Source organism: Sulfurirhabdus autotrophica, assembly GCF_004346685.1.
Taxonomy (GTDB): domain Bacteria; phylum Pseudomonadota; class Gammaproteobacteria; order Burkholderiales; family SMCO01; genus Sulfurirhabdus; species Sulfurirhabdus autotrophica.
Genome location: NZ_SMCO01000003.1, coordinates 187,131 through 199,876, shown reverse-complemented (window position 1 = coordinate 199,876; position 12,746 = coordinate 187,131). Strand labels below are relative to the sequence as shown.

The 12,746-nt window shown below is 45.7% G+C and carries 15 protein-coding genes; 11 read left to right on the top strand and 4 right to left on the bottom strand.

The features are described 5' to 3' along the window. The first annotated feature begins 102 nt into the window (after window positions 1-102). Window positions 103-1,179: an LPS export ABC transporter permease LptG gene (gene lptG / locus EDC63_RS06280; RefSeq protein ID WP_124945853.1), complete on the top strand. Its 1,077-nt coding sequence runs from the start codon at window positions 103-105 to the stop codon at window positions 1,177-1,179. Between the two features lie 62 nt (window positions 1,180-1,241). On the opposite strand, the gene EDC63_RS06275 is transcribed toward lptG, so the two are convergent. Next, window positions 1,242-1,817 (bottom strand): RDD family protein, encoded by a 576-nt coding sequence (locus EDC63_RS06275; protein ID WP_306307882.1) that lies wholly within the window; start codon window positions 1,815-1,817, stop codon window positions 1,242-1,244. Between EDC63_RS06275 and EDC63_RS06270 the strand changes: the two genes are divergently transcribed. The 3 genes from EDC63_RS06270 (at window position 1,810) to EDC63_RS06260 (ending at window position 3,007) form a co-directional block, all read left to right on the top strand. After that, the gene (locus tag EDC63_RS06270; protein ID WP_124945854.1) at window positions 1,810-2,214 is read left to right on the top strand and encodes a DUF2173 family protein; all 405 of its coding nucleotides are present in this window, start codon (window positions 1,810-1,812) and stop codon (window positions 2,212-2,214) included. The genes EDC63_RS06275 and EDC63_RS06270 overlap by 8 nt on opposite strands. Window positions 2,215-2,324: 110 nt before the next feature. After that, window positions 2,325-2,669, top strand: a complete 345-nt coding sequence (locus EDC63_RS06265) for a DUF2173 family protein (RefSeq protein ID WP_124945855.1) — start codon at window positions 2,325-2,327, stop codon at window positions 2,667-2,669. An 8-nt stretch (window positions 2,670-2,677) separates the two neighbouring features. After that, on the top strand, window positions 2,678-3,007 hold the full coding sequence (locus EDC63_RS06260; protein ID WP_223272276.1) for a DUF2173 family protein: 330 nt from the start codon (window positions 2,678-2,680) through the stop codon (window positions 3,005-3,007). Here the strand turns inward: EDC63_RS06260 and EDC63_RS06255 are convergent. Genes EDC63_RS06255 through EDC63_RS06245 form a run of 3 tightly spaced genes read right to left on the bottom strand, consistent with a single transcriptional unit; the run spans window position 3,004 to window position 4,342 of the window. Further along, window positions 3,004-3,420 carry a DUF3106 domain-containing protein gene (locus EDC63_RS06255; RefSeq protein WP_124945857.1) on the bottom strand — a complete coding sequence of 139 codons (417 nt, stop codon included), beginning with the start codon at window positions 3,418-3,420 and terminating at the stop codon, window positions 3,004-3,006. The genes EDC63_RS06260 and EDC63_RS06255 overlap by 4 nt on opposite strands. Next, the gene (locus EDC63_RS06250; RefSeq protein WP_124945858.1) at window positions 3,393-3,776 is read right to left on the bottom strand and encodes a DUF3619 family protein; all 384 of its coding nucleotides are present in this window, start codon (window positions 3,774-3,776) and stop codon (window positions 3,393-3,395) included. Before EDC63_RS06250 ends, EDC63_RS06255 begins: the two co-directional genes overlap by 28 nt. Further along, complete coding sequence (locus tag EDC63_RS06245; protein WP_124946029.1) at window positions 3,773-4,342, bottom strand: RNA polymerase sigma factor; 570 nt, start codon at window positions 4,340-4,342, stop codon at window positions 3,773-3,775. Before EDC63_RS06245 ends, EDC63_RS06250 begins: the two co-directional genes overlap by 4 nt. Before the next feature lie 152 nt (window positions 4,343-4,494). On the opposite strand from EDC63_RS06245, the gene EDC63_RS06240 reads away from it, so the two are divergent. The 7 genes from EDC63_RS06240 (at window position 4,495) to EDC63_RS18530 (ending at window position 12,743) form a co-directional block, all read left to right on the top strand. Further along, the gene (locus EDC63_RS06240) at window positions 4,495-6,057 is read left to right on the top strand and encodes an endonuclease MutS2 (RefSeq protein WP_124945859.1); all 1,563 of its coding nucleotides are present in this window, start codon (window positions 4,495-4,497) and stop codon (window positions 6,055-6,057) included. 93 nt (window positions 6,058-6,150) lie between these two features. Further along, entirely contained in the window at window positions 6,151-7,854 is a 1,704-nt protein-coding gene (locus tag EDC63_RS06235) for an acetolactate synthase 3 catalytic subunit (RefSeq protein WP_124945860.1), read from the top strand. Between the two features lie 93 nt (window positions 7,855-7,947). Beyond that, window positions 7,948-8,439: an acetolactate synthase small subunit gene (gene ilvN, locus EDC63_RS06230; protein WP_124945861.1), complete on the top strand. Its 492-nt coding sequence runs from the start codon at window positions 7,948-7,950 to the stop codon at window positions 8,437-8,439. 151 nt (window positions 8,440-8,590) lie between these two features. Further along, a complete protein-coding gene (ilvC, locus tag EDC63_RS06225) occupies window positions 8,591-9,607 on the top strand; it encodes a ketol-acid reductoisomerase (protein ID WP_124945862.1) in 1,017 nt (338 codons plus the stop codon). Window positions 9,608-9,890: 283 nt separating this feature from the next. Beyond that, entirely contained in the window at window positions 9,891-10,685 is a 795-nt protein-coding gene (pssA, locus tag EDC63_RS06220; protein ID WP_124945863.1) for a CDP-diacylglycerol--serine O-phosphatidyltransferase, read from the top strand. 272 nt (window positions 10,686-10,957) lie between these two features. Next, complete coding sequence (locus EDC63_RS06215; protein ID WP_124945864.1) at window positions 10,958-12,490, top strand: 2-isopropylmalate synthase; 1,533 nt, start codon at window positions 10,958-10,960, stop codon at window positions 12,488-12,490. A gap of 94 nt (window positions 12,491-12,584) precedes the next feature. Next, window positions 12,585-12,743, top strand: coding sequence for a hypothetical protein (locus tag EDC63_RS18530; protein ID WP_165922926.1), 159 nt, complete (start codon window positions 12,585-12,587; stop codon window positions 12,741-12,743). Window positions 12,744-12,746: the final 3 nt, after the last annotated feature.

Here is a 12,746-nt window from a genome sequence, read left to right as displayed (position 1 = left end):
TCCACTATCCTCACCAGATTGCTTAGGGCCTCGGCCGTTACACGGCCTCATCCCCTGTGTCGAATAAGACTGGCTGAGGATGCTTTATAATCAGGAAAAATAATGAAAATACTTAACCGTTATCTCGCGCGCGAGATCTATGGCAGCACTTTTTTTGTTTTGTTTGCATTGCTCATGTTGTTCGGATTTTTTGATTTAATTCATGAGCTTGGTGAACTTGGAAAAGGCAGCTATCAATTACCGAAAGTTTTGCTTTTTGTTCTTTTGACTTTGCCAGGGCATGTCTATGAGTTGCTTCCAGTTGCAGCATTGATAGGCACGTTGTTTGCGCTGGCTAAATTGGTGCAGAATTCCGAGTTTACTGTAATGCGCGTGTCAGGTTTATCCATTCAACGCATTGCCTTTTCTCTGGTGCGGTTCGGATTTTTGTTTGTACTGCTGACATTTCTTTTTGGAGAGCTGATTGCGCCATTCAGCGAAACGACTGCACAACAGCTGCGTCTGAAATCCTTAAGTTCAGTGGTGGCCCAAGAGTTCCGCTCTGGTATGTGGGTGAAGGATGAAAAAAGTTTTGTAAACGTCAGAGAGCTACTGCCTGGGACGAAGCTGGTTGATGTGAAAATTTATGAATTTGATGCAGAAAATCGGTTAAGCAATATCAGCTTTGCTAAAGAAGGGGAGTACCTCGAAGACAGCAAATGGCGTTTAAAGGATGTGGTTCAAACCCATTTTGAGAACGGGCATAGCACAGTAAAGTCCATGCCTGAAGCAGACTGGCGTTCGGTATTGACACCCGAAATTCTGAATGTGTTATTGGTCGTTCCTGAACAGATGTCTACCTGGAACTTGTATTCCTATGTGGAGCACCTGCGTGAAAACAATCAGAAAACAACCCGCTATGAAATTGCCCTTTGGTCAAAATTGGCCTATCCATTTGCGGCTATTGTCATGATGCTTTTGGCGCTACCATTTGCATACCATCAGATTCGAATGGGTGGGGTTAGTGCAAAGATCTTTTCAGGTATTATGCTCGGTCTGGCCTTTCATTTGCTCAACCGTTTGTTCGCACATCTTGGTCTTTTGTACGGATGGCCCCCGCTGTTCAGTGCAATTTTACCAACAGTACTGTTCTTGCTAGCCGCGATTGCAATGATGTGGTGGGTTGAAAGCAAGAGATAGAATTTAGTGGCTCATGTCGAAATAATAGCTATTGGCTGAAATAATCTGTCGGCGTAACCGACCTACATCTGAATTATTTTAGTTCCGGCGATTCGGTCATGCAAAAATTGCTTATCTGCATCAAACAAAGCCCAAAGTATCCCAACACCAAAGAAGCAGATGCCAAAAAAGGCGCTAATAAAACGTAAAACAGCTTGTTTTATAGTCAGCGCTGAATCATTTTTGCTGGTCAGTCGAAGGCGCCAAGTTTTCATGGCCAGCGTTTGACCACCATTTACCCAAAACCAGATGAAATAAACGCCGCAAACCATTAAAAGGTAGCCGCGAAAAATTGGCTTCATAAGGACTGACTGAGTGTCGTGCGTTAAACTAATGAATATAAAGCTGGCTAAGAATAGTACTGCAGCCAGCAACAGTACTTCATAAACCATGCTAAAAATTCTGCGCATGAAGCTGGCCGAGGGAAAGTCTGATGAATTTTTTTGCATAATTTCTAAAATTGATCTATAAGTAACTAAGATCATCCGATGCACATGCATCGCTTGCGAAAAACAGTTTAGTGTTAGCCAAGCGAATAAAAAAGAAGCTAAATGCAATGCACCTGCAAGATAATCAATGGAGGGGGAGCTTATGCGCATTATATCTCAACTTATGGCCGTGCCGGGTGTGATTGCGGCTGGTGAGTATTCATTTCGTGGTGATCGGTATACCTATGAAGGCCATTTGACGCCAGAAACGGCACGTATGGCTTCTATTCTTTGTCGAGCCAACACCCTGAGTGTCAATATGCAGGTCGACATGTTTGACTCGCTAGTCCCTCAAAATGGTTTAATGCCAGCTCAAGGCTGGATTGTACGTGGCCGTGCTATCAGCGTATGCGTGACGGGCAATATTTTCTGTTTTATCCAGAATAAACAAGGGTTGTTGAATAATGTGATGGCTTTGCTTCGTGCAAACCTGGGGGATACCGAAGGGGATGTAATGAAGTATATGTATTCCAAAATTGGTGGAGATGTGGAAGAAAAGCTGTATTAATAGTAAAACGATGGATGTCTGCGTGAAGTACTATTTATAATAAGCTGAGCTAAGGCAACAGATGGGTGACTTATAATTGGTTTAGCCAGCCTGAGATGGGGGAGTGGTGGATGAGTTTGGATCATTTGATGCAGGTACCAGGAGCACTCGCAGCATTTCAATATAGTGATAAAGGAGATTTAGTCCAGCATGTCATCAAGGAAGGAACTGCGCTGACTGCGCAGGCACTGGATTTGTTGGCACACACTTGCGTAGCAAATAGTGCCATTGCTACCATGGAAGCCAGAGGTTGGGAAGCACTGACCGGGCAGCAAGGGTTTGAGCCGTTACAGGGATTTTCGCTGATAGGCATGGATTGGTCTGCTGTTTTTGGCAGCAATTGCGGCGTAGTGCTTAGAAATCAGGATGTGAATTACGAAGCCGCTTTTTCAGCCCTGACTCAATGCAAGTTGTGAGGTGAATGATGCTGAAACGCTTGCTGGTTTTAGATGGGGTGGTTTGTGTATGCCGTTTTCAGGACGATGGTACCATTATTGATATGGCTGGGATGCTGCCTGAAGACACTGCACAACGTTTGGCGCAGTTTGCGCAATGGTATCGTCGCATGGTCTCCGGTAACACGGATTTGTTTTCCCTTTTTTCACAAATGGGAGGGTGGACTCCGTCCAGAGGATGGGTGGTACGTGGTACAAACATGACAGTGTGTGGAATGGGAAACCTTGCTTGCATGCTTGACAATGAGGCTTCAATTAACGAAATTCTCAGCGCACTGGATGAAGCCGCCAGGAGTTAAGGCGTAGCCAGTTTTGGCGTAACGTTGTCAGGTGTTTTTTGCGCTTCTTTCTTTAGTTTTTGTTTTATTTGCTGGCGTTTTTCAGGGGGCAGCTTTTTCAGCTTTTTGTAATTCTGCCGAGCAATGGCCCGTTGCTCGGGCGTGAGTTTGGCCCACTCTTTTAAGCGGGCTTGAATGCGCTTTTGCTCTTCGGGGGTCATTTTCTGGTAGTGATTGGCCACCCCTATCAAACGTTGGCGCTGGATAGAGGGCATTTTGTCCCAGTCTTGAGCGACGGGCGCCAATACGCGCTTCTGTGCTGAACTTAAGTCATTCCACTTGATTACTTTGGCGTTCGGAGTTGCCGCAACTGCCGCGCCAGTGAAAATGAGGAAGAGCCAGAATGTTATTGCTCTGAGGATGATTTTACCCATGTGTCCAGGCGGTTATCTACATAAGCATGAATAGGTAAATCATCTGCCAGCAAGCTGGCGTCAATCTCTCCGGTGTCGTTATCCTGCTGCGTGGATTGCCAATAAGTGATGGCGGCCAAACCTAAAATCAATACAGTTACAGGTATTAAAAGGCGATGATGTGAAAGCCAATTTTTCCCTTGGTTAAGCAAAGAATGGGATGCCCCCACTAGACTCATTGCTGGTTGATGTGCGCTGTATTTATCCAGGGCAGCCATCCGTGACGCTTTTAGCTGCGTAGTTATATTTTCACTCAGGTTGGTGGTGCCATAATTCAGTTGTCTGGCAATTTTTTTTGCTAGATCATGTTCGTTCATAATTTTATTCCTTTAGACTTCAGGATAGCTGCTAATGCATGTGTAGCGCGTGAACAATGGGTTTTAACGCTACCTTCTGAGCAACCCATTGCGGTAGCGGTTTCTGCGACATCCAGTTCCTCCCAATAACGCAACAGGAACGCTTCCCGTTGACGTGTTGGTAAATTTTTTAACGCTTCTTCAATTAAAGCAAGAAGTTGAGCGCGTTCCAAATTGTCTGCAGGCGTGTCGTGTTTATTTGATCCATCGTCGTATGCTTCCAGTGTTTCCAACGGGTCGTAGTCATCTCCATCCTGATTAGGTGAGAGAGACGAAAATAAAGTGGTCCATAGAGAGCGTACTTTTTGGCGACGGTAGTAATCACGAATTGTGTTCTGCAATATGCGCTGAAACAACATGGGAAATTCTTCAGCAGGTCGGCCTGCATATTTTTCAGATAACTTTAGCATTGCATCTTGCACAATATCCAAAGCAGAATGGTCATCACGCACAGCAAATGCCGCTTGCTTAAAAGCACGGCGCTCTACTAGAGAGAGAAAGTCTGATAATTCCTGATAAGTTGCCAGTTTAGATGCTTCCTGATAATTGCGTGATGAATGCGTCTGAACTTGTCTAGTTTGTGTCGGACCACATGATACCAAATTTTAGGGATGAAAAAAATTTTGATGGGTATATCTCTAGTTTGATATTATGGAACTTTTTGATTTGACTTGTATTCATGGAAAGCGACCTAAATGCGCTGGAGTTTGGTGGGGTTCGACGTTTACTGGAACGGCTGACTTTTTCACCTTATGGTGCAGATGCGGCGAGAAGTCTTGAACCTGCTCCATCAATAGCAGTGGCTCGGGAAATGCAGTCAGCGGTGACAGCTGCACGTGAAGCGATTGATGCATTTGTTGTCCCGAAGTTCGCTACGGTACCCGATGTGCGGGCCGCATTACGGCAAGCTGAACAAGCCGGCGCGGCAATATCACCTAATGCGCTGTCAAATTTGCGCCAGGTAATGCAGACCGGGTTAACCCTTCGTGAATTTGTTGCAAATTATCCAAAGTTGTATCGGGCTGTTTCTGATTTGAAGGCGCCTGCCAGCTTGGTGGAAGTTCTCGATAAAACCATTTCACCCGCAGGCCGGTTGAAAGAAGATGCTTCGCCTGAGCTATATGAATTGCATCAGCAATACCACGTGTTGCGGCAACAAGTTGATACCCTTTTAAAAACACGTATGTTGCAACCGGATGTTGCCGGTGTTTTTGAAGAAAATAGTAAGGTGAACTGGCACGGTGTCAGAGGTGTGCTGGCAATACGCAGTAATTTTGCTGACAAAATTAAAGGCGTGCGTCGTGGTTCGGTCGGGGGTGGCAGAGATGCGCTAATAGAACCCATGGAAGCTGTAGGGCTCAATAATCGTCTTGAGGCATTGAATGGGCAGATTGAAGCGCAGAACCAGGTAGTGCTTAGAGCAACGACGGATGTGGTGCGTAATTATGTTAGCGATTTCTCCAAGCTGATTGATGCAATAACCTGGATTGATCTTGCTCTGGCAGCGGGGCATCTTAGTGCAGCCATGAATGCAGCTCCACCAGAATTGGTGGATGAGCCCAGAGTTGAATTGAAGCAGGCATATCATCCTCAATTGCTGCTCCAGTTTGTTGAAAAAAATATTCAGCAAATTAAATCGCTAGACATTGTGCTGGATGACAAACAGCCAATGATGGTGATTACTGGGCCAAATACCGGCGGAAAAACGGTTGTGCTGAAAACAGTGGGTTTACTGGTGACTATGGCTCACTGTGGTTTGCATCTCCCAAGCGAAGGGAAATGCGTGATTGGTAATTTTGACCGCATTGTTGTAGATGTTGGAGATAAGCAAAGTTTGTATCATCATCTTTCGACATTTGCGGGGCATGTTGAAGTATTGAAACGTTTGCTGGTTGAAGCAAATAATAAAACACTGGTTTTAATGGATGAGTTGGGTACGGGTACAGACCCGGAAGAAGGCGCGGCACTGGCAATGGCAGTGTTGGATGAGTTGGCTGCTCGTAAAGTGCATGGCATTGTCACGACACACCTCTCTCCGTTGAAAGGGTTTGCCGATCAGCATGCGTATTTGAGCAATGCTTCCATGCGTTTTGATTTTGAAACGCTGAGCCCGACTTACGAGCTTGAAGCAGGTAAGGCGGGTCAGTCACTCGGGTTAATTGTGGCAGAAAAAAATGGTTTGCCAGCTGAGTTGGTAAGTAAGGCAAGGGCTTATCTGGACGGCTTTTCAGGTCACGTCTAGGCGACTGATAAATTAGCTTCCTCTTGACCAATGTTGCGCGAACCGTTACTGTTTAATGTTATTTTGTGGTAAGTAAGCTTTTAAGGCGATTTTATGGAATTAACGGGCGCGGAAATTACAATACGCTGTTTGCAGGAAGAAGGGGTGGATTTTCTATTTGGATACCCCGGCGGCGCAGTTCTGAATATTTACGATGAAATTTTCAAACAGGACAAATTCAAGCATGTTTTAGTGCGCCATGAACAGGCTGCCATTCATGCTGCGGATGGTTATGCGCGAGCAACCGGCAAGGTAGGCGTGGCACTGGTTACATCCGGCCCGGGTGCGACAAATGCAGTAACGGGTATTGCAACCGCCTATATGGATTCCATCCCCATGGTGATTATTAGCGGGCAGGTACCAACGCCAGCCATAGGCTTGGATGCTTTTCAGGAAGTAGATACAGTTGGGATTACCCGCCCCTGCGTCAAGCACAACTTTTTGGTAAAAGACGTTGCTTTGCTGGCTGAAACCATCAAGAAAGCATTTTATATTGCGGCTAGTGGTCGCCCCGGACCGGTTCTGGTTGATATTCCTAAGGATCTGACTCAGCAAAAAACTGAATTCGTGTATCCTCAAAGCGTCACTATGCGTTCATATAACCCCGTCACCAAGGGGCATCCCGGGCAGACCAAGAAAGCAATTCAGTTGCTATTGGATGCCAAACGGCCCATGGTTTACGCAGGTGGTGGTGTAGTCCTGAGTAATGCTGACAAGCAATTGATAGAGCTCGTACGGATGCTGGGGTTCCCATGTACTAACACCTTGATGGGGTTGGGCGGATATCCTGCGACGGATCCTTTGTCAGTTGGCATGCCTGGTATGCACGGTACGTACGAAGCCAATATGGCTATGCAGCACTGTGATGTGCTGCTGGCAGTTGGTGCGCGCTTTGACGACCGTGTTATCGGAAACCCTGATCACTTTTATCAGGAAGATCGCAAGATCATCCATATTGATATAGATCCAGCTTCAATTTCAAAGCGTGTAAGAGTTGATGTGCCAATTGTTGGCAATGTGACGGATGTATTGAACGATATGCTTAAAATACTCAAAGTGAGTAAAGAAAAAGCAGATCAGGCAGCACTCAAGACATGGTGGGCACAAATCGAGTTGTGGCGTTCAATTGATTGCCTGAAATATGATCGCCAGAGCAAAATCATTAAACCCCAGTACGTGGTGGAAAAGTTGTGGGAAGTAACAAAAGGCGATGCTTTTGTTACTTCTGACGTAGGTCAGCACCAAATGTGGGCAGCACAGTTTTATAAGTTTGATAAGCCGCGGCGCTGGATTAATTCAGGTGGTTTGGGGACGATGGGTTTTGGTTTGCCTGCTGCAATGGGCGCACAATTTGCGCATCCTGACGCGGCGGTAGCCTGCATAACAGGTGAAGGCAGTATCCAGATGAATATCCAGGAATTATCGACGTGCAAACAGTATAATTTGCCGATCAAGGTAATTATGCTGAACAATCGATATCTGGGTATGGTGCGTCAGTGGCAGCAATTTTTCTACGGCAATCGTTATGCAGAGTCTTATGTTGATGCTTTGCCCGATTTCGTTAAGCTTTCTGAAAGTTACGGTCATGTTGGTATGAGAATTGATGAGCCGGGTGATGTAGAAGGTGCGTTGAAAGAAGCTTTCAGCAAGAAAATGAAAGAGCGTTTCGTATTTCTGGATTTCCGTACCGACCAGACCGAGAATGTCTACCCTATGATTCCTGGCGGTAAAGGGTTGAGTGAGATGATTCTTGTTTAATTGCGAATTGATTTATCTGCGGTAAAATTTTAGATTGTTTTCAGTTTTAGGGGGCACTGATATTTTGCAGTGTCCTAAAATTTTGGTTGAAAAATGCGACATATCATATCTCTGTTAATAGAAAACGAAGCTGGAGCGCTTTCCCGTGTGGCAGGGCTTTTTTCCGCACGGGCTTATAATATTGAATCCCTTACGGTGGCGCCGACTGAAGATCTCACAATGTCTCGCATGACGATTGTAACCAGTGGCTCAGAAGATGTTATTGAGCAGATTATTAAGCAATTGAACAAGCTCGTAGATGTGATCAAAGTGCTGGATCTGAATGACGGCGACTATATTGAGCGGGAATTGATGCTGGTCAAAGTGAAAGCTGCCGGTAAAGATCGTGAAGAAATGAAGCGCATGGCTGATATTTTTCGCGGACGTATTATCGATGTGACCGAAAAAACTTACACCATTGAGCTGACTGGTCCAGGTTCCAAGCTTGATGCGTTTCTTCAAGCGCTGGACCATAGCGCGATTTTAGAGACGGTACGCACCGGTGCATCAGGAATTGGACGTGGCGAACGGGTCTTGAAAATTTGATGTAATACTGGTTGCAGTGCATAGCTTGCAGTGGCGGGTTAGCGCAGCAGACTTTTTTAGCACTGCGGCCAAAACAGGTATCAAATGAGAGGGGTTACCCCTTTAAACTCAGTGGCAAAAATTTTAATTTAATGAAAGTGAAAGGAAAATTATGAAAGTTTATTACGATAAGGACGCTAACCTATCCCTGATCAAGGGTAAGAAAGTTGCTATCATTGGATATGGCTCACAGGGCCATGCCCATGCGAACAACCTGAAAGACTCCGGTGTGAAAGTAACCGTTGGTCTGCGCAAGGGTGGCGCATCCTGGGATAAAGCCAAAAAAGCCGGTCTGGTTGTGAAAGAAGTGGCTGAAGCTGTGAAAGGTGCCGATATTGTGATGATGCTGGTGCCGGATGAACAACAAGCAGACGTATACCGCGATGAAATTGCACCCAACTTGAAAAAAGGTGCTGCTTTGGCTTTTGCGCATGGTTTTAATGTGCATTATGGCCAGATCGTACCACGTGCGGACATCGACGTGATCATGGTTGCACCAAAAGGCCCAGGTCATTTGGTTCGCTCTACCTATACTCAGGGTGGCGGTGTGCCATCGTTGATTGCTGTACATCAGGATGTGTCCAAAAAAGCGAAGGAAATGGCGCTTTCCTATGCAGCTGCAAACGGCGGCACCAAAGGTGGCGTGATTGAAACTTCCTTCCGTGAAGAAACAGAAACCGACTTGTTCGGTGAACAAGCTGTGTTGTGTGGTGGCTGCGTTGAACTGGTTAAAGCGGGTTTTGAAACACTTACCGATGCTGGTTATGCCCCAGAAATGGCATACTTTGAATGTTTGCACGAGCTGAAGCTGATTGTTGACCTGATGTACGAAGGCGGTATTGCCAACATGAATTACTCCATTTCCAACAACGCAGAGTATGGTGAATATGTGACTGGTCCAAAAGTGATCGGTGATGAAGCACGCAAAGCGATGAAGGAAGCGCTCGCAAATATTCAGAACGGTGAATACGCCAAGAGCTTTATTCTTGAAAACAAAGCAGGTGCCGCGACATTGAATGCACGTCGTCGCTTGAATGCAGAGCATCCCATTGAAGTAGTTGGTGATAAGTTGCGTGGAATGATGCCATGGATCAAGAAAAACAAACTGGTTGATAGCAGCAAGAACTAATTATCGTTTTTAGCATGTCGGAGGCACAGGAATGCGAGGCAAGATTACTGCCCTACATGCCTGTGCCTCTTTTTTTGCGGCATGAGGTTAACTGGGTCAGTGATGCCTATAACCGTCAAGTATTCCACCCGAAGGTCTGCTTCTTTATTTAGGATGGAGCTTTCAAAGTATCCAGAATAATCTAGTTGAACCTGTCAATGCTATACTGGGCAGAGCTATAAGTTTACAAGTTTAGAAACCACAGAAATTATAATAGTCTCGTTTAATATTGAACCAGAGAAATATGCAAGATTCCAGAAACAGACAACCGATACTTGATGCCAGATTGCGCAGACGTGGCATTTATTTGTTACCTAATTTATTTACTACCGGGGCTTTATTCGCTGGTTTTTTCGCGATTGTACAAGCTATGAATGGTCGTTTTGAGCTGTCTGCTGTTGCGATTCTGATTGCAATGGTGCTGGATGGGCTGGATGGTCGTGTGGCCAGAATGACGCACACACAAAGCGCATTTGGTGCTGAGTATGACAGCCTTTCGGATATGGTGTCGTTTGGTGTTGCACCTGCGCTAGTAGTGTATGTGTGGGCGCTGAAAGGAATGGGAAAGCTGGGGTGGATTGCCGCTTTTGTTTATTGCGCCTGCGCCGCACTCCGCTTGGCGCGCTTCAATACTCAGCTGGAAGTGGCTGATAAACGTTTTTTTCAGGGGTTACCCAGTCCTGCAGCCGCGGCTTTGATTGCTGGAATGGTATGGGTGCTCAATGAATACGGTTTTCAGGGTAAAGAAGTTTCCTGGCTGGCGTGGAGCGTAACAATTTTTGCCGGGTTAAATATGGTCAGTAACTTGCGTTATTATAGTGGTAAGGATATCAATCTGCGCAAAAGCGTTCCTTTTGTTGCAGTGTTGCTGATTGTATTCGCTTTTATTCTGATATCGTATAGCCCGCCTGAAGTGCTGTTCGGTATGTTTGTATTGTATGCGCTATCTGCCTATGTCATGTGGGTGTGGAATTTCAGAAAAACCCGCTCGGAAAAAATACAGCAAAAGTCGCTTGAACAAGATGATGAACAAATATAGCGATTTATGAATATGGCTGTATGGGCTTGCGCAAAGAAAAAAAACCGTTTATATTTCTAGTCATGAATACCCAATGTAACTTTTCTGTTGTTACCACCCTGCCCAACCATCTGTTGGGCGGTCTACTGCTGCGCCCCGCGCGCTAATCTACCTACTCCCTTAAATTGTGTTGTATTTGTGGAATCAGGAATAATCTGATTTCTGATATGCTATAACATCGCGGAAATACAAAAACTTGTCAAATTTCCAGCGATTCCAGTACGGAGATTCAAATGAAAGATAAATTGATCATATTCGATACCACCTTGCGTGATGGTGAGCAGAGTCCTGGCGCTTCAATGACGCGAGAGGAAAAAGTGCGGATTGCCAAGCAATTGGAACGCATGCGTGTTGATGTCATTGAAGCAGGGTTTCCAGCAGCAAGTAATGGGGATTTTGAGTCAGTCAAAGCGGTAGCCGATATGGTTAAAGACAGTACTGTTTGTGGATTGGCACGTGCGCTGGAAAGGGATATTGACCGTGCGGGTGAAGCGCTTAAAGGTGCAAATTCCGGGCGTATACATACATTTATTGCCACTTCTCCTATTCATATGGAGAAAAAATTGCGGATGTCTCCTGATCAGGTGATAGAACAAGCGGTTAATGCAGTGAAATGGGCGCGTAAATATACCGATAATGTGGAGTTTTCACCGGAAGATGCGGGGCGCTCTGAGCTGGATTTCCTTTGTCGTGTATTGGAGGCGGTTATTGCTGCCGGTGCTACTACGCTTAATATTCCCGATACAGTTGGCTATAACATGCCGGAACAGTTCGGAACATTGATCCGTAATTTGCGAGAACGCATTCCCAATTCAGATAAAGTCATTTTCTCCGTACATTGCCATAATGATTTGGGCCTGGCGGTTGCTAATTCGCTTTCAGCAGTAATAAATGGTGCCAGGCAAGTGGAATGCACTATAAATGGTCTGGGAGAGAGGGCAGGTAATGCATCTCTTGAAGAAATTGTGATGGCAGTACGTACCCGGCAAGATATTTTTATGTGTGAAACCGGTATTGATGCAACACAAATATTGCCTGCCAGTCGTCTGGTTTCAAGTGTCACAGGGTTTGCGGTGCAGCCTAATAAAGCCATTGTAGGTGCCAATGCATTTGCACATGAATCCGGCATTCACCAGGATGGTGTGTTGAAAAACCGTGAAACTTACGAAATCATGCGTGCTGAGGATGTAGGCTGGAGTGCCAACAAAATGGTACTCGGAAAACATTCCGGTCGTAATGCCTTTCGAAGCCGCTTGGTGGAATTGGGTATTCAGCTGGAATCTGAGGATGCTTTGAATGCTGCCTTCGCCCGCTTCAAGGAGCTTGCAGACAAGAAGCATGAGATTTTCGACGAAGATTTGCATGCTTTGGTAAGTGACGAAACGGCCAATGAAGATGAGCATTTTAAACTGGTGTCTCTCAAGGTATGTTCTGAAACGGGTGAAACACCCCATGCGAATATTGTGCTCGCGGAAAATGGTAAGGAAAAACAGGCTAACGCTGATGGTGGTGGTCCGGTAGATGCAACGTTCAAGTCAATCGAACAGATTATTAACAGCGGTGCAGAGTTACAGCTTTATTCAGTTAACAATATTACCAGTGGCACGGATGCGCAGGGTGAAGTAACGGTGCGTCTGTCAAAAGGCGGTAGAATCGTGAACGGGCAAGGCGCGGATACGGATATCGTCGTGGCCTCTGCAAAAGCGTATATTCATGCGCTGAATAAGTTGCATAGCAAGCTGGAAAGGGCGCATCCTCAAGTCTGATAAGTATTGGTAAGTGCCTGGTCAGTTGCAGGTAACCTTCACTTTGGCGGAATCTTCTCCTATGCTGATATTAGGTGCAGCATAGGAGGGTATCATGGTTATCAGGCGTTTAATTTCTGTTTTCCTGGTCATACTGGGCGGTGTGCTGATGTTTTTTGCCACCAATGAGCCACCTTGGTTGGGGTGGGGGGTGTTGATGTTAGGTGGTCTTATTGAAGCGGTAGGGATTACGCTTGAGCGTAAAAGAGGTTAGGGG